Origin of the sequence: Chitinophaga agrisoli (genome assembly GCF_008386695.1) — a bacterium.
Lineage (GTDB): Bacteria > Bacteroidota > Bacteroidia > Chitinophagales > Chitinophagaceae > Chitinophaga > Chitinophaga agrisoli.
Window position 1 is genome coordinate 994537 of record NZ_VUOC01000004.1, and the last position, 17193, is coordinate 1011729.

Below are 17193 nucleotides of genomic sequence, written 5' to 3' on the forward strand. Positions count from 1 at the left end.
GGATACGCTACTACCTTTTAATAAGCCCCTCCAAAAACCATATTTATAATGCTTATAATTTTTTGCTGACACTTTTTTATATTATTTATTAAGTATATATTTGAAGATGATAATTGTATATATCCCATATTTATGAAACATGTTTTCGTTCTCTTTATACCTTTCTTGTTTACGTTTTGTCACAGTAATAATGTAACCAGTAGTAAATCAGATGCAATTGTATCCCCAACAGAAACGCCTCCCATTGAAGATACCACTTGGGTGCAAAAGGCGCCCATTCCTCCGGATAGCACCTATTTTGTGATAAATAAAGAGTTTCCATGGTTGGGTGATACCATTCGCAGTTATATACAACTATCAACAAATGAAACGGTGAAGTTATTTGTTAAGGACAGCTCTATTGTGTTTATGTATGATGGGTACGAAAAAACAGATACCAGTGGGTATGTTAGCGTACGATTAGGTGCAGACAGCTTTAACGGAGAAGGTACAGTATTTACAACAGCTGAATTGATATCAGTCGATATCTTAAGTCGTGAAATAACTGTGTATGATATTGCTACTGATTCCAGCCATCTGTGGGTCAGGCCAGAATAGCTCAATAGTAGTAATGCCGGTGAACGGAATGCGACGCAACGATGCTAAATAGAAATCCTAATGCTCGATCCATTAAAGTGTGGTATTTCAAGACATGTGAGATAAAGTATCTATTGTTTTGTCACTCAGTTAAATATTTGATGATAATGTAATTTTAGTTAAAATTATACCTACAAATAGAAACCTATGTCAGATCTCTTTCCTGATATTCAAGGCCCTCTCAGTGATAGCCACCTGAAGGCGCTCCTCCTGATGCACGATTCAAATACAGATGATTTCAAAAAGGTATTTGAACTGATTACAGAAGAACAAAGAAAGCAATTTGCAGAGATGCTGAAGAAAACCGCACAGATGAAATGGAAAACCATGAGAAATGAACAGCGCTCTATAAGAGCAGAGGAGAAAGAAAAACAACGGCAAAATTCACCTCACCCATTTTATGGTAATATGGGAGAACCTGAGAACAGGGAAGAGTACAAAGCAAAATATGGTGTGTACCCGAATTGATTGGACACTATTCCATTCAGACTGGTTTGGGGTGGTTTAGCTTTGTAGCCGGCTTTGATACTGTTGAATCTTCTTGTTGTGACCCCATGGGTGTAAAGTTCGAACTCTTTACTACGACCTGAATATAGATGAGCTGCAGGATGATACTTTACGGGACTTTTACTTTTTTAAGTATGTTTTGGTCAGATAATAAAATCCGTCATATGAAATTCACCATTATTTGTTTTGTTGCCTTATTGGTAACACATAACATTACTGCACAAACTGCACAGGTAAGCTTAAAAATTATCCAGGATGGCAAAACCTACCTGCCTGACAAAAACGAAATTCAACTGCAACGAAAGCCATTTGTAGTAGAAGTAACACTGCAAAGTACACCAGGTGTGTTTGTTAAAGCCGATTTTACAGACAGTATGTACCGACTGAAAGACGATGAGCCGGTACCTGATCTGGAAAAATTATTCAGCGAAACTATGACAGAGGAAAATTATAATAAAGACAAAGAAATAGCGATTAGCACGGAGGGTTGGTCAAATTGGTCTTATCAGCCTAAAGAGAAATGGAGTTCTTTTGATAAAGAGGTGAAAATTGTAAACGACTATACTGTAACTGGCAGTAGAACCGTTCAACAATTTTATACCGATGACCAGCAAACCATAAAAGTGGAAGACATAAAAACGCCGCTGTACCTGTTTTTTTTAACCACCACCAACGACATGAAAACGGAATTAAAGCGACAAAAAATAAAAATAAGCTGGCGGTAAAAGTAAATAAAAGCCAAGTGTTCACTCAACTATGTGGGGTATTGACAGTATCGTTCTTCCTGCCAGTGGGGAAGTAATCTATACACCGCCATGTTGTGAGTGAGGACGTATTAAGGGAGAAACTGGCAGCTTCGGAACGGTTTATCACGATTCTGAAGCATCACCGCTAGATGCATTAATAAAAAAGGCAATTGGCATGATTGGATTATGTACATGCTTACAGCATAATAGAAACTGTACAGCTAACTACAAAAAAATAAGGAGCATGCTTTACTTAAAAGAAGAAAAGGAGAATGCCATAAATTGGCGAAATAAAAGTTATGATTGATTCAAATGCCCTTTAGGTACTCGGACTTCCCTTACTACTGGTAATCAACATTTAAAGTTGAAAGTAAAAATAGGAGATAAAGAACAGGAGAACAAAAAAGCCTTCAAATTCAAAGACTTGAAGGCTTTCTATTTTTTCTGTGATCCCGCTGGGACTACGACAAGTACCTCAAACGCCTTATATATCGCTGATTTCCAGAGATTGAAAAGGTTACGTAACCTTTTTCGTCACCTTCTCGATTAGCTTACTTTAGTTGTATTTTAAAGAACTTTAACTATCACAAAGGTACGAAAAATGTACGTCAAAGTAAGGCAAATCAGTATATATGATATTAATTGTCAGTAAGATAAGATGGTATTGGAGATGGAAGTCTCATCCGCTTTTCAAGCGCTAATTAATTAGCCGGAGTTTTTCCATGCCAGCCCCTTACCAGCTAGAACTTCCCCGTCCCTTTATGTGCCAGAACACTCTAAACGCGCTTTAAACAGGAAGATGATACGATGTACTAATGCACCAAAAAACAGGTTATTTCCTCTTCTTTTAGCCCAGCGAACTGACAAAATTCTGTGATGGTTACAAACTGTCCCGGCTTCTTCCCATAAATTTTACGGATACGCTGCAAGAGCAGACGAGCTGTCCGCCCCTTTCGACCGGTGATATTTTCTACATCACGGGCATAAATCACTATGCGATTTGGGATCAATTTCTTCATTATCGGCATAAACGGCATGCGAATTTTTCTCGTTAAAAATGCCGGCGTAGCTTGATGTGGTAATTGCAAATTTACAACATCCTGCGCAGATGTAAGCCTAACGGGCATGGCTACGTAAACTGCCTTATTTCAAATAAAATTGTATTAAGATGGCAAAGCAAACAGGGATTTTACCCTTAGAAGGTACCATTGGAAATGTAACCTTCTATAAAACGAAGGCAGGGTACCTGGCAAGACAGAAAGGTGGCGTAGATGGTCGCCGTATTGCAACGGATCCTGCCTTCCAGCGCACCCGTGAAAACGGTAGTGAGTTTGGCAGGGCAGGAAAGGCCAGCAAACTGTTACGCACGGCATTCCGGGCGTTGCTGTTGACGGCAAGCGACAGTTATCTGGCCAGCCGGCTAACGGCAGCAATGGTGAAGGTGATCCGTGCGGATGCTACCAATGTCCGCGGACAACGTAATGTGATCGATGGAGAGGCGGAGCTGCTGAGCGGCTTTGAATTTAATCCGGCGGGACGCCTGGGCGGCACTCTTTATGCTCCCTTTACGCCAGCAATTAACCGCGTATCCGGTGCGCTGACTGTGTTTATACCTCCTTTCATACCAGTTAATATGCTGGCAGCTCCTGCAGGCGCTACCCACTTTAAAATTGTGGCGGCCGGCGCTGAGGTGAACTTTGAGGCAGACCAGTTTGTGTATGGTGCCGCTGCCAGTGAGCAGCTGGAGATCAATGCCACCGCTACGGCTGAACTGAACTTGTCCATTGAAGTCACTCCAAACAGCACAAATCCGCTGTTTGTTGTCCTGGGCATTGAGTTCTACCAGCAGGTAAACGGTTCGCTGTATAGCCTTAAAAATGGTGCCTACAATGCCCTGGCTATTGTGATGGTATCAGGTGCTACGGCTATAGCTGAAGGGACGCCTCCCGCAACTCCTCCGGCTCCCTGATGGGGATCCGCTGGTAGGCTCTAAGGGATGTATTTTTTAACAATTAAAAAAGTGCATATGAAATTAACGGATCGGTTATTGGCGCCCACTCCACCTTTCTTTGCGAAGGTTCGGAATATAGGGCTCATCCTGACTGCTGTTAGTTCCGCAGTCCTCGGATTACCCGTCCTGGCGGCGTTGCCGGCCATTATAGGGAAAGTGGCTGCTTACCTGGCTGTCGCAGGTACGGTGATGAGTGGTGTAAGCCAGACAGCAGTTGACACTGACGCTGATTAGTGTTTATCAGAATAGTTTCCGGCGAGGGTGTGGTTACCTTCGGATGTTTGGTGTAAGGGCCTCCGCATATGCGGGGGCCTTTTTATTCTACCCCAGTAGTGATTGTAATTTAGCTTTAATAAGAAATGCCTCCATCACGGCGAGTAAATGAGCTTGATCATCGGGATGCAGCTGATTGAATTGTTGCAGCTGAGCAGGGAGCTCACCGGTTAATTCATTACCAGGGCTTGCGATGCCATTTACGAGGTAATCCAATGAGGTATTTAGTGCCTTTGCGAATTTGGCGGCGATATCGATGGAAGGAGTTGGTACTCCTCGTTCATATTTGCTTACTATGTCACCGCTGTATCCTACAAGTATGCCTAACTCGGCCTGAGTCATCTTTTTAAGTTTGCGGACAATAGCTACACGTTCGCCGAAGGTCATAACAGGATATTGGGTTATCAGGTTAATTAAAGTAAAATTTCAATTGCTAATCTACCAACAATTTATTGAATTACAGACGTATTAGCATATTGAACAATATTATTTAGCAATATCATACTACATAAATGACTTATATATAGTATAAATATGCCAAAAAAAGCCTTACTATGCTTTTCCAATACTGGTATAATCGTTATATTTGTAGTATAATTATACCATTTATGAAAACTGATTTCAAGTCTCGTGAGTTGTCGATATCTTATATGCCCGGCAGCTCCAATCACTCCCCGTTTATACGATTATCAGGTCAGTGGCTGCAAAAGGCAGGCTTTAGTATTGGTGATAAGGTAATTGTGAACGTAGAGCATGAACATATAGTAATAAAGCGGGTGATGCCGGCTGCACCGCCGAAACCAATTAACTTTAAGACGAAGAAACGCGGAAAGCGCGTGATGCAGGATATTCAGCGAAATTGCCCGGTATTAGGGCTTTGTTAACCCTTTATTGTTAACCCACGGCGGTCGGAAGGCTATAGCTGGCCGCCCGTGGTTAACGGTTGTCATGTTTTCCCAGCTTCATTTTTTAACCCCCTTTCCTTTTTGTAATTTTATGGTAGTGTATACAGATACGTCTGTTATAGGCGGCTGCTTTGATCCTGAGTTTATGGAGCACAGCCAGGCGCTTTTCAAGGAATTTAAGACCGGCCTTAAAATACTACAGCTGTCGGACCTGGTGTTACTGGAGCTGCAGGAAGCTGGTAAAGATGTGATGGCTCAATTAGCAGAGGTGCCCCGGTGTTATAAGATAGAGGTAAAAAGTACCGTGAAGGCTGTAAGGCTGGCTAAAACATATATCGCGGAGGGGGCGCTGAGTAATAAGAGTTACAACGATGCCTTGCATATTGCCTTAGCTACCCTCCATAGTGCGGACGTGCTGGCATCCTGGAATTTTAAGCACATTGTAAACCTCGACCGGATTAAACTATATAACGCCATTAATACCCGTATGGGATACCGGATTATTGAGATCAGGACGCCCCGGGAGATTCTAAAGTCTGTATAAGATGAGAAAAGGTAAAAAATATGATGCTGTCGCCGCGGTACGGAAGGTACGCGAGAAGTTAAGCGTAAAGTACTGGGACAGGCCAGATCTGTTATTAAAGGATCTGAAGGCAGCCATGCAAAAATATCATAGTGAAATGCAGGGACGTTAGTTCCTGTATACACATTAATTGAAGGTCGGGCATTACTGGCCCCGACCTGTTAACCACAATGTATGAGCCGCCTCATATTCTCCCTCATTTCCACCCGCTGGGTTTCATCTTGTATTAATAAGAGATCGTGCTGCAGTGTGCTAAATGCACATTTATTGCAGTGACAATCAAGCCTCGGCGAATAATTGAACCCTATGCCGCAGATAATGCAAAAGAACTCCCCGAAATAAACGTTGATTGAGGACTTATGATACCAGAACAATTTCATAATAAAAGGTTTTGTTGGTGAAAAAATGACAAGCAGCAAAAAACAGCTTAGCGACCAGCCATTTGCGGCGTATGCCCAGGCCAAAAGGAACGCGGAATAAATGCGTGGATTGATCTGGCTGATGGCTTGATGACGCTGGTGCAGGATATGTGGTTGAGAGTTAGTACTAAAGCTTTATGCCGAACCTTTTGGCGGCTTTGTGCGCGGGCACGCCGCAATAAATTTGCGATGCTGTTTTTTGCCTGTAGGTAAGGATATGCTGATCCTTCCAGAGTTGATATATTTTAGCTTTCAGTCTGCGCTAAGGTTGTTCGTCGGTTGATGGATCAGGGGATGATGCTGGGTAGCTATGATCTGTCGCTTAATAGGATTCCCGCCGCCCCCCGCCATCGCTGCCCCGGCCGCAGGACCAGGAGCGTGAGCCGCTGGGGAGGCATGGTGCGGGGGGCGGCGAGCGCGGGGGACTGCAGGCCGCGCCTTCGACCTCAGTGTAGCCGGGAGCGGAGCGGACGGCAGATCAAAAAGAGAAAGGCCGGGGCAGCAAGGCGGGTGGCGGACGAATATGGGCAGCGGTCGGATGGCAAAAGGCCGGATAAAATTGGAGGACATTTTTTGAAAGCCCACAAGGCCTTTGCCAGACGCCGGTAGCTGCCCGAACGGAGGGAGCGGCAGTTGCAAGCCGCGTGACAGGTGGCGCCGACGAAGGAGGCGCAGGCGTAGGCGCGTGGAGCGATGTGGAGCGAAGCGAAACAGAGCGGAACGCGACTTAAGCCGGCACCTGGCGCGTCGGGTTGCCTGCCGTGACCGCAGTGAGACCGCTTTCCCGGTTAGTTGAGGAATGGTGATGGAGATGGGAAGAGGGACTGCTTAATAGTAGCAATGCGGATGAACGGAGTGCGACGCAACGATGCTAAATAGTAGCACTGAAGCCGGATCACGAGATCTATAATTATTACGCACCTTGGCTTCTATATCAGTGTTTTGGGCATTTGTTTACTTATATTTAGATTTATAATAGATTTCAGAAAAACGGAGTATTTAAAAATAAGCAGAGAATAGTTTAAATTATATGTAATGTCATACAATGATTTTCGTACTCAGGTCACATACATGGTGACCGTTATAGAAAATGATTTAGAAAAGCTTAAGAGCCTTGCGGAAGATGCGAATGGAAAAATATCGACGATGTCTTCAACAACAACAAATGAAACGACTAAGGCGCCGGGGGACTGGGTTGGGCAGAGCCAGGAGTCGAGGACCCTTATAAATGTCTCCAGATGCACGATACCGATAGCTATGGTTTGTTTTTCAGTAATTGATATGATGGGGCAGTGGATGAAAGTAAAACATGATGATGATTTTGGGAGCTCGGCCCATACATTTTTTGCTGAATTGGCAGGAAGAAATGAGTTGAGTAACGAGGACAGGAAACAAAAGATTAAAGAATATTTCAGGCATGGTGTAATGCATTCCTTTTTTATGAGAGAGCGATGCAGCGTTGCATATCCACCATATGATACAAATACATTGTTTGTTGATTTTGAGATAAATAAATGTACAATGGATGTTCGGTTCTTGCTCCAGGTTGTGCAAACTGGAATGAAGAATATGTTGACCTATCTGGAGGATGAGACTAATCCCAAAGCGCAGCAGGCGTTTAATGGACATCAAATTTGGGAGCAAGCTCATTGATCTTAATTATCGCTTTTGGGCTGCTTGAGAGGTCGCTGACACAAAATTGGCATATTCAATTACACAGAAATTCGCAGCACATTTGCCATGAACTTTTTGTGCCTAGATTACACATTGTTGACAGACCTCACATTTTGACACATTTATGACCGATCTATTGCGCGTATTAGTTTAACAGTCCACAGCGTATACTACATACTTCACTTTCTTACTTTTTGGCGTCCTTAATTAGCGATGTGAACTCCAGATGTTAATGTGAAATAACAATTCATATTTAACTTCATGATTATTTTGTTAGATTTCAATAATTAAGGTGTTGTATAAATATATATATGTTATTTAACGATAAAAAAATCGTCAAATTGATAACGATAAAAAAATCGTCAGTACATTTGCAGTGCAAAAATTATAAATGAGAAGGGACTATGATATATTGTTAAAGAATAATTCCGGCGCGAAATCTAAGGCTGGACTCATCGAGGGCTTTGTTGTACGGCTTGGCGAATATGAGCGTCTTCTGAGCCTTGCAAGAAAAGCTTTGGCAAATAATAGCCCTTATAATCTCATTGTCATCGGTCCCAAAGGCTCTGGTAAGACGACATTGCTGCATCGGCTTAAATATGGAATTGAGGACGAAGGCTTGAGTAGCTCATTTCTGCTCGTTATGTTTAAAGAAGAGCAATATAACATCGTTGATACGCTCACTCTATGGCTACGTGTCATCGAGTATGGAGAGGATTGGTTTGACTGGCCCCAGCTTGTGAGGGAGGCAAACGTATTACGGAACACCCGAAAGGTCAATGGTCGGGACATATTGGCTCTAATAACTCAACAATTAAAAAATGATAGCAAGCGGTTAATCATTTTTGTCGAAAACATTAACGAGCTCTTTAAAAAGCTTGGAACAGAGGGCCAGCAACAAATTGACGATTTGGCTACTGAAGGCTTGATCAATTTTGTAGGTTCGAGTACTGCGGCCAGCGATGGTTACATTGATTTTCATGATGAAAAGTTCGCATACTTTGATAAATTGGTATTGTCTGGTCTTAACCAACAAGAATGCGAACATTTGCTTATGCGAATAGGCCGGGAATATGGAAAGGAGCATGAGATCGAAACAATCTTAAAAAATCACCCGGGGCGTGTGGAAGCACTGCGGCGTTTAACTGGAGGAGTTCCTCGTATAATAGTTTATCTGTTTCAAATATTTTTGGATAATGCGGCTGGCAGAGCTATGCGGGATCTATACAAACTAGTAGATGATCTTACGGATCTTTATAAGGGTGAGTTAAATCGGTTGTCTACTCAACAGTTGCAAGTTGTCGATGTTTTAGCCAAGAATTGGGATGCTATTGCGGTTAAAGAAATCGCGGGAGATACAATGATTGAGAGCAAAAACATTTCCTCCATACTTTCTGCACTGGAGAGGTTTTCTGTTGTGGAGAGGGTCAAAATGGAAGGTAAAAACAAGCTCTACAGAATCAAGGACAGATTCCTCAATATCTGGTATCTGATGCGCCATGGTAGAAGAGCCGAAAGGGAAAATGTTAAATGGCTGGTTCGGTTTTTCGATATCTGGTGTGATGAAGATGAGTTGGTACGCAGGGTCAATGAGTACCTGAACGAACTCAAGGAGGGTACTCTTGACGCAGAAACCGCCATAGATATGGGAAACACCTATCTATCTTGTAAAAAACTGCCAGCGACAGTAAAATATTCTCTATTTGATGAATCTCAAAAAGTTTTACCCCAACGTGTCGCCAGAACATTACGATTGTCCGCACAAGATCTCTATAGCCAGATTGATGAGCTAATAAAGCTTGGTAAAGGTGATGAAGCGAAATTGGCCCTCGAACGAATAGGAAACAAGGATCCTGCGTATTATCCAGTTAAGGCGTATTTACATATGGAACTTGCTGAATTTGAAATGGCGGTGGAATCATTCAAAAAATTTTTGGAAATAAACCCTGTGGATGGGAAGGCTTCATTGACACTAGGTCTTTTGTATGACGACTTTTTGGATGACCCAATCACGGCTGAACAGTATTTCGATATAGCTCTAAAGGCGAAACATTTCTATGCGGCCGCCAGACTTGGTGATATCGCGTACTATATTCATAAAGACATTGAACAGGCCGAACGGTACCATCGATTGGCCATTAAGAAAAAGTTCAAGGAATCTTACGCTCAGCTATGGGCTATATTCGACAAGGAGGGAGAATATGAAAAAGCGCTTGAGCTCTCTCTTGAAGAAGTAGGAAAGGGTATGTTAGGAGCCTACACAAGACTGGGTAAAGCCTATCGCCGTCTGAAAATGGATAGTGAGGCTGAAGCAGTATTCGAAATCGCCATGAAGTCGGGGGAATTGGAAGCCATCGACAATCTCGCATTCTTACAGCTCGGGAAACCGGAGCCGGATCTCGATTCAGCAGAGGCACTGTTTAAAAAAGGAGTTGAGAATAAAAGCCCCAATGGCCACTTCCATTTAGGATCGTTCTACCTTTATGAGAGGAAGGATATGGAAAGAGCAGAAGAGATTTGGATGAAAGGTGTTGCCGCGGGCGATCGGCAAAGTGCTCACAGACTCGGGCACTATTTTGATGAAACCGGTGACTACGAAAAATCAGACATCTATTTTTTGGAGGCCATCCGTTTAGGGTTTACTGGAGCAATATTTTGCATAGTTGCTGCCATCTATCGCAGGCGGCGATCAGATAAAAAGGGAATTGCATTACAACTCCTAAGGGATCACGAGGCAGAGGTTAATAAAAGTACTCCACAAGGTATCATCTGGTATGCTATTATCCTGTTATGGAATAACTTCCAGGCCGAAGCATTGGAAAAATTTAAATCTACTTATCCAAAAATAAAGTACATCTTAGATGATGATGATGATGATGATGAACGTGAAGAAGATCTTGCTACCATTGCCCAGTTGATGACAGATTTCATGATTCACATGTTAGCACGGCGTGAGTATGCTGAATGTTTACAACTTTTTGAGGAAAGTTATGATGGCGTCGATTTGAAGGTGATACTTAAGCCTGTTTACTTTATGCTTATGGAGGAAATGAAAGACAAGTTTCCAAATGAATATCTGAAAGCTGGGACTGAGCTGCAGGACACTATAATTGAAATAAGACAAAAAACAAACGCCTTAATCAATGAGCTGAACTATAATTAAAAAAAATGGAGGCCTTGACATTGGCCTCCGTCAACCGAAAATTTTTTTCTGCTTGGGGAAGCGATAAAGATGGGCTGTTCACCCATTGTAAATTCAGGTTGTTAGGCCAAACATACAATTATTTTCTGGATGGCCAAAATGTCCGGCAAAATCTAGCTCCGACAAATAAACGCTGGACGAGACAAAAAAATAAACTATGATCACATAGTAGTATTTCTTCCATTCATCACCGTAAATTCCCCCACGCTTATACAGCGGAAGCTGTAGGTAGGGAAAGTGTTTGCTCATTTCTAATGAAATCACACTTAAAACAGTTATACGAAAACTTACTTTCGTAATGGGACATTATTTTTAAAATTTTAACAGCTTACAAAATGGCACTTAACTATAATAAGCGTCTTCAAAACATACAAAACAGAAAATTCGACTCTTTCCTTAATGAGAGGCTCACTTCTAGAAATTTTAGCACATCTGCCCTGTCGGGAAAAGTGAAGTATTTACTTGAAGCGATGATGCCTATTGGTCCAAAATCTAATGCAAGAACCATCCAGGCTTCGCAGAATGTAAAAAATCACTTGGAGTCGAGTCTAGACTTACACTTCGAGCGTGATTATGAGCGGCAAGGTTCTGTAGAAACTGATACAAACATCCGGGTCAGCGACGTAGATTTACTGGCGTTGATTAGACGATATCATTTTATTCATCCGGGAATGCCCAATGACTCTCCTTATACGGAATCTGACCCTAATCAGGATATTGCGGAATTTAGAAGGCAAGCCGTTAAAATACTGAAGGCACAATATGATGATGTAACCGAGAAAGACAAGTGCGTCACTATTCAGAACAAGCACCTTGGCCGTTATGTCGATGTAGTGTTTGCATTCTGGCATAACACCCCTGAATATGAAGGAACCAACGATATCTACTACCGCGGAATAAAGATCGGTTCCCGGCATGCCAAAGTAGACTATCCTTTTGCTCATATACGTAGTGTGAATAAAAAAGGAGGTGATACTGCGGATGGATCCAGACGAGCCATTAGGCTGTTAAAAACATTAGTTGAGGACTGTGAAACTGCAAAGATCGAAAATCTAAGTAGTTTCCATCTGACGACTATCGTTCACCAAATGGAAAACTATCAGCTGCTATATACCCCTGGCACCATCGCGGACTTAGAAATCGCTAAGGCTGTATCGACAATGCTTCACAAGATAATTAACAATGAGGAGTTCCGTAACTCCCTACGAAGCCCTAACGGCTGTGAAAGACCGTTATCAGGCCAGAATCTAGTTCGTGAACTAAACATTATCAAAAACGATCTAGACGAGTTGATTGCTGATGTCGAAGTTGAGATCATGACAAATTTCATGACGAAATCAAGAATTTTAACTTATTAAACGACTGACTGCTGATCATCCTGAAATTGTTGATCAGCAGTCTTACTTGAACTACATATGGATTTTACACCGAAAATTTTTGTGGGTTCCTCTTCAGAAGGGAAGCCCGTTGCAGATAAGATTGTTGCCGCCATGGCCGACATTGCAGAAGCAGACATTTGGTCGACAATATTTGAATTTAACGTTAGTAACTACGATAATCTTCAATCGCAAATACCGTTCTATGACTATGCGGTTTTGGTGGGCACCGCCGATGACGTTACTATCAGCCGTTCTAAATCGTTCGATACTGCTCGTGATAATGTCATCTTCGAGTTTGGCCTTTTTGCCGGTGGCCTAGGGCGAGAAAAAGTATTATATGTGGTCGAAGAAGGTGTAAAAATACCCTCCGACCTTTCAGGTATCACCTTGCCTTTCATTCCCAAGCAAACCGATCCAAAATTTGAAGATGGCTTAAATGACGTAATCTGCAAAATTAAAAAGTACATCGCTGATCGAGAAAAAACATTCCATCTTAGCTTCTTGCCTTCCTCAATAATGGCGCACGGATACTTTAAAAACTTCGTTGAACAGGCTGTTTCGGAGTTGTTACGTTGCAAAAACGATCGGCGCCCAGTGACATTCAATGACAAAGATGAGGTCTTGATCAAAGATTTTACATTCTCGATCTTGATTCCTACAGACTTGACGGAAGACATGTACAACAAGATATCTGCTAAACGCTTACGACAGGGTTGGAAAAAGGTCAAGATTAAGGCTATCGGAATCAGGGACTTTGACTTTTCTGTTGATGTAGATAAAGCATCCGACGGAACATTGCATCTAGTAGATGTTCCCATTACGTTGAATTCGCTAAATACGGCGATCGAATTATATTCGGGGAAGCGTCATATAGGTCAAACGTTCAAAGAGGCGACAATGGAACGGAGAGAAATTCGTAATTTTTATCGGACACTTCAATACCTCATCAAAAAGAGCAGTATTACCCGTGATATTGTAAATATTGATCTGGTAGAGATCTAATGATAACACATTATTTTTTACAATTTATTCATCGACAAAAGGTTGCGCCTACTGGAAGGGCGCAACCTTTTGATGTATCTCGAATATCTTTATCCTGATACTTTCTCGGATGACGCTAGAGGTGCTATCCTAATGTTGCTCGCTGACATGCTGTTAGTAAAGACAATGGATTGGCTCAGGTTGCAATCATAGAAAGAACTAAAGGCTATTGTGTGGCTCGATCGGTAAGCGGTGAGGAAATATCCAAGTGAGGTGAGCCATGAGAGGGAATATGACAATTTACGTAATAGCCGTTATGGCTCACAGTGGCATTTTCTTCGGCCATGAGACGTTAAATAGTAGTCTATATAGTATGCATCAGAGTCACTAATTTGTTATATAATTCGATACCAAAATTCCTGAAATGCCTCCAGGAGGCGGTCCTTACTGGTTCCGACTCCTGGAATAAGCAATGCTGGAAGAACGTTCAGCCTTGCTTTCTATGATTTGAGAATATCCTGGTGTTTTCCTTCAGGCAGTATCTATACCCTTCGACGAACAAATGTTTGGCCGGTGCGAACTCTCTATGGATCACCCGCTCCACGAAATGCCGGCATGATTTCATGCTCTCCAGATCTTTGTATGGCAAGTTATGGCCGTGCTGGTGATTCTCCCGGATCCAGCTGCGGAGGTGCACGATACGATCGTAAGTGACCTGATGCGGCCTCCAGCGGCTGGCCAGGTTTATAGCTTCGTCGATATGGGTATCGAATGGATAGACCACATATTTTTTACCGCAGATGATCAGTATCAGATTACCGCGTTCGTCGAAGCCCTTTTCCTTAACAAAGGATGGATAAAGAAACGCATTTTCGAGTTCGGCGCCTGGATCCGTTTCCGGGTTATCATCGCCTTTTGTCCGTCGTTTCGGAAGGAAAAGCAAAAAGATTGAACATAGCGCGCATACGGCTTCGCAGCCGATTGCCATATATCCCTTCCAGTTCATTGCTATTAAGGTTAGTAGTAACATGTGTGATCATTTTGTGTGAAATAAAAAGGTCATATCTGGATAGCAGGATCTCTGCCAGTACGTTGCAGCTGCTGCCCCAATAGGTGACGTTAGTTTCCAGGCCCAGGTCATCAAAGCAGTATACCCGCGGGATACTGGTGTATGGGTAGAAGGAGCTGGTACTGTACCGCCGGAGGATGTCAAACCCCTCTTTGCCGAACTCGAAGCAAATGTGCCTGCAGGAGATAATGATAGGTTTATAGGCCTCCTGCGTTATCAGGCGCATGATGTTCATAAGGGAGGTCTTGCCGCAGCCCACGCGGCCGGTGAGCAGGATACCTTTGTGCAGGTCTATCCCCTCAGTTAGCGCTACCTGTTCGTCCTGCAGGAAGTAAGCCAGGAGTTTAAGGATCACCGGGCGGTCTATGTCCTGCAGGGCGAAATGGGCGCCGTAAATGGTCTTACCCTGTTGTTCCAGTGCCTGGAGGAGCTCGTGGTAGTTATAAGGGGTCCTCGTAGCTTTTGTCTTCTTCGGCGTGGAGTCGTCCGGGTTTGTCTGCTGATCGTTTGCTATCATGGTTTTCTGGTTTTAAAAATTTTTCGTTTAACATCCATTTGTGGCTGGCCGCCTGCCAGTCCGTGATTGGGTTTCCGTTGCCCTGGCGCCAGCCATTGGCCTGGTAGTGATGGAAAAATTTGCGGCCCTCCATGTCCGGGTAGCTGGTGTCCCGAAAGAACCCCAGTACTTGGTCCAGGACTGGTGGGGGGCCAGCCGGCGGCACGGCGGGCCCCTTTGTCGGTTTGCGCGAATGATTTTCATGCTCATGATCTTTAGATTTTTTTGCGTGGGAGCGCGTGTTTACTATCTCTCGTTTATTACTGTTTGTTTGTTTATTATTAGGCAGTCGCAATTTTGCGACTGATCCAGTATCGATTTTGCGACTGGTATCAGTATCGATTTTGCGATTGACAGTCGCAATTTTGAGACTGTTACCGGTTTCATTTTCGCAATTAACAGTCGCAATTTTGAGACTGGTGACAGTATCGATTTTGCGACTGGCAGTCTCAATTTTGCGGCTGATACGGGGATCAGTTTTTCGGGATGATTGTGCTTTAATCGGCTGCCCGATGATGGCGTGACTGCATGAGGGAAAGGGCATTTCGAGAAGAATGCCGGGGAACAACGACAGCTGGGCAGTATTAATTTTTTTTTCGGGTTCACTGTCCAGGCGCCGGATACTAATAAGGCTGGGGGCTCCCCGCTTTGGTCCTGGCTGGTAAAGGATATACCCAAATACGTGCAGATCCTTCAGGCATTGCGTGTAGGTGTTTGCGGAACCTATATGGCACAGGTCTATGACTTCTTCGCGCAGGATGGGAAAAGGATTCTGGAAACGGTGTTCGTTCCATATCTGGAAAAGGGATACATAAAGGCTGATATGGTTAGCGTGTAACCGTTTATCCTGCCGGCCCTGGGCGAAGAAGGCATTGAGGTGCCGGATATAGTTCGTTTGTACCGGCATACTTAATGGGCGCGTTGTGGTTTACCTGCAGATTTTTTGTCCTTTTCCATGAGCTTGATGATATCATCATAGTCATAGAAAATGAGCCCACCTATTTTGCTGTAGGCGATGGTGCCATTAATGCGCATGTTCTGGAGCGTGCCGGGGGAGATGTTCAACATTTCCCGGACTTCGTAGGATTTAACCCATTTTTTTGTGGCGGGCGCCTTAGTGGAGGTAAATAGCTCGTGGAGTTCCTGTATAAGTTCCCGCTTAAAGAGGGCCAGATCTTCCCGTGTAATAATCTCTACTGCCATAGTTCCGGTGTTTGGTTATGGCTGCAAAAGAATAGGGATTAAACACGTGGGAACAGTGGCGGGAGGGGTAACGGTACCCCCTTAACTTATTGTAAATGAGATTACATTAAGAAAATAAAATTGTCAAAATGGTAAAATAAAGGTCATTTTGAATGACTATCACTCTTTAGAGTGGGAGATTAATTGCTGAAGGATACTGCGGACGCTCTCGGAAACGGCGGCATCTTCGGCGTAAAAATTCTTCCGCAGGCTGCCGGCGGCGATGTTCTTTTGCTGTACGGTAGAAAAATAACAGGAGCAAAACTCCAGGAGCTCTGTTTTATTCTCATTGAGAATAAAGCCCCCATTGACCAGTAGCTTTAGGATATTACCCAATTGGGGGACGGAAAGCTGGGTGGAGATCTTGAAATTTTTCCAGCGGTGGGCTTCTTCGGAGGACGGGTTATTAACAGCGAGTTGAGATAGTTCCTTCAGGTAGTTCATTTCTGCAGTGATCCAGTTGTGCAGGTGTTGTTTGAGGCTGATATCTAAAGGCTGATAGATAAGACCCGGCTGGACGGGTACCTGGTTGATGTGCTTTTGCCATTTTATAAGCCATTCCATTTGTTCCCGTAATGGGAGGCCTTCCATTTCTTTTTTTGCTTCTGCAGTCAGGTACTTATAATATTCGGGATGGTTAAAGTTAAATTCCAGGAGGAGATCATGCAGGTGACTGTTGGGATCTATGTTTTCGAAAGAAGACGATCCAATTAAACTAAATCTTTCGATGGATCTTTTAAGATAAAAGAGGCGATGGTACGTGGTAGTAGAAGAGGCGCCGTTTGGGAAAATGTCAACAAAAGATTCCAAAATGATATCTACTAAAATTGCATTAATCCCACACTTTGTAAATCCTTTGGAAATAGAATAAACTGACTTGCTGTAACGCTCTTTTATAGCGTATAAATGCGCGATTGGCACTTTAATGTGAATATCAAAGTACGAGGCGTAGGACCTTTCAATGTTCAAAAGGAGACCCGACAACGAATTATAGATAACGTGAACAATAT

General features: G+C 43.2%; 19 protein-coding genes. 12 read left to right on the forward strand and 7 right to left on the reverse strand.

Going from position 1 to position 17193, the window contains the following annotated elements:
• Positions 1-132: 132 nt before the first annotated feature.
• The 3 genes from F0L74_RS23115 (at position 133) to F0L74_RS23125 (ending at position 1868) form a co-directional block, all read left to right on the forward strand.
• On the forward strand, positions 133-597 hold the full coding sequence (locus F0L74_RS23115; RefSeq protein WP_149840283.1) for a hypothetical protein: 465 nt from the start codon (positions 133-135) through the stop codon (positions 595-597).
• Between the two features lie 186 nt (positions 598-783).
• Positions 784-1104, forward strand: coding sequence for a hypothetical protein (locus F0L74_RS23120; RefSeq protein WP_149840284.1), 321 nt, complete (start codon positions 784-786; stop codon positions 1102-1104).
• A 203-nt stretch (positions 1105-1307) separates the two neighbouring features.
• Entirely contained in the window at positions 1308-1868 is a 561-nt protein-coding gene (locus F0L74_RS23125; RefSeq protein ID WP_149840285.1) for a hypothetical protein, read from the forward strand.
• An 833-nt stretch (positions 1869-2701) separates the two neighbouring features.
• Here F0L74_RS23125 and F0L74_RS23130 read toward each other — a convergent pair.
• Positions 2702-2908, reverse strand: coding sequence for a hypothetical protein (locus F0L74_RS23130; RefSeq protein WP_149840286.1), 207 nt, complete (start codon positions 2906-2908; stop codon positions 2702-2704).
• 149 nt (positions 2909-3057) lie between these two features.
• Here F0L74_RS23130 and F0L74_RS23135 point away from each other — a divergent pair, with 149 nt between their 5' ends.
• On the forward strand, positions 3058-3858 hold the full coding sequence (locus F0L74_RS23135; protein ID WP_149840287.1) for a hypothetical protein: 801 nt from the start codon (positions 3058-3060) through the stop codon (positions 3856-3858).
• Between the two features lie 57 nt (positions 3859-3915).
• Positions 3916-4134, forward strand: a complete 219-nt coding sequence (locus F0L74_RS23140; protein ID WP_149840288.1) for a hypothetical protein — start codon at positions 3916-3918, stop codon at positions 4132-4134.
• 87 nt (positions 4135-4221) lie between these two features.
• Here the strand turns inward: F0L74_RS23140 and F0L74_RS23145 are convergent, their stop codons facing one another.
• The gene (locus tag F0L74_RS23145; protein ID WP_149840289.1) at positions 4222-4560 is read right to left on the reverse strand and encodes a helix-turn-helix domain-containing protein; all 339 of its coding nucleotides are present in this window, start codon (positions 4558-4560) and stop codon (positions 4222-4224) included.
• Between the two features lie 221 nt (positions 4561-4781).
• On the opposite strand from F0L74_RS23145, the gene F0L74_RS23150 reads away from it, so the two are divergent.
• The 7 genes from F0L74_RS23150 (at position 4782) to F0L74_RS23175 (ending at position 13337) form a co-directional block, all read left to right on the forward strand.
• Positions 4782-5057 carry a SymE family type I addiction module toxin gene (locus F0L74_RS23150; RefSeq protein WP_188316126.1) on the forward strand — a complete coding sequence of 92 codons (276 nt, stop codon included), beginning with the start codon at positions 4782-4784 and terminating at the stop codon, positions 5055-5057.
• A gap of 112 nt (positions 5058-5169) precedes the next feature.
• Positions 5170-5622 carry a PIN domain-containing protein gene (locus tag F0L74_RS23155; RefSeq protein WP_149840291.1) on the forward strand — a complete coding sequence of 151 codons (453 nt, stop codon included), beginning with the start codon at positions 5170-5172 and terminating at the stop codon, positions 5620-5622.
• A gap of 1 nt (position 5623) precedes the next feature.
• Positions 5624-5773 (forward strand): hypothetical protein, encoded by a 150-nt coding sequence (locus tag F0L74_RS33360; RefSeq protein ID WP_188316127.1) that lies wholly within the window; start codon positions 5624-5626, stop codon positions 5771-5773.
• 1342 nt (positions 5774-7115) lie between these two features.
• Positions 7116-7733 carry a hypothetical protein gene (locus F0L74_RS23160; protein ID WP_149840292.1) on the forward strand — a complete coding sequence of 206 codons (618 nt, stop codon included), beginning with the start codon at positions 7116-7118 and terminating at the stop codon, positions 7731-7733.
• A 412-nt stretch (positions 7734-8145) separates the two neighbouring features.
• Entirely contained in the window at positions 8146-10917 is a 2772-nt protein-coding gene (locus tag F0L74_RS23165) for a hypothetical protein (protein WP_149840293.1), read from the forward strand.
• Between the two features lie 374 nt (positions 10918-11291).
• On the forward strand, positions 11292-12314 hold the full coding sequence (locus F0L74_RS23170; protein WP_149840294.1) for a nucleotidyltransferase family protein: 1023 nt from the start codon (positions 11292-11294) through the stop codon (positions 12312-12314).
• A gap of 57 nt (positions 12315-12371) precedes the next feature.
• Positions 12372-13337: an STING domain-containing protein gene (locus F0L74_RS23175; RefSeq protein WP_149840295.1), complete on the forward strand. Its 966-nt coding sequence runs from the start codon at positions 12372-12374 to the stop codon at positions 13335-13337.
• A 466-nt stretch (positions 13338-13803) separates the two neighbouring features.
• Here the strand turns inward: F0L74_RS23175 and F0L74_RS23180 are convergent, their stop codons facing one another.
• The 5 genes from F0L74_RS23180 to F0L74_RS23200 all read right to left on the reverse strand — a co-directional run bounded on the left by F0L74_RS23180 (position 13804) and on the right by F0L74_RS23200 (position 16993).
• Positions 13804-14259: a hypothetical protein gene (locus tag F0L74_RS23180; RefSeq protein ID WP_188316128.1), complete on the reverse strand. Its 456-nt coding sequence runs from the start codon at positions 14257-14259 to the stop codon at positions 13804-13806.
• Complete coding sequence (locus tag F0L74_RS23185) at positions 14222-14902, reverse strand: P-loop NTPase family protein (RefSeq protein WP_213087060.1); 681 nt, start codon at positions 14900-14902, stop codon at positions 14222-14224. The genes F0L74_RS23180 and F0L74_RS23185 overlap by 38 nt, the downstream gene beginning before the upstream one ends.
• Positions 14826-15848 carry a hypothetical protein gene (locus tag F0L74_RS23190; protein WP_149840297.1) on the reverse strand — a complete coding sequence of 341 codons (1023 nt, stop codon included), beginning with the start codon at positions 15846-15848 and terminating at the stop codon, positions 14826-14828. Before F0L74_RS23190 ends, F0L74_RS23185 begins: the two co-directional genes overlap by 77 nt.
• Positions 15849-15850: 2 nt before the next feature.
• A complete protein-coding gene (locus F0L74_RS23195) occupies positions 15851-16144 on the reverse strand; it encodes a helix-turn-helix domain-containing protein (protein WP_149840298.1) in 294 nt (97 codons plus the stop codon).
• Positions 16145-16303: 159 nt separating this feature from the next.
• Positions 16304-16993 carry a hypothetical protein gene (locus F0L74_RS23200; protein ID WP_149840299.1) on the reverse strand — a complete coding sequence of 230 codons (690 nt, stop codon included), beginning with the start codon at positions 16991-16993 and terminating at the stop codon, positions 16304-16306.
• Between the last annotated feature and the right edge of the window lie 200 nt (positions 16994-17193).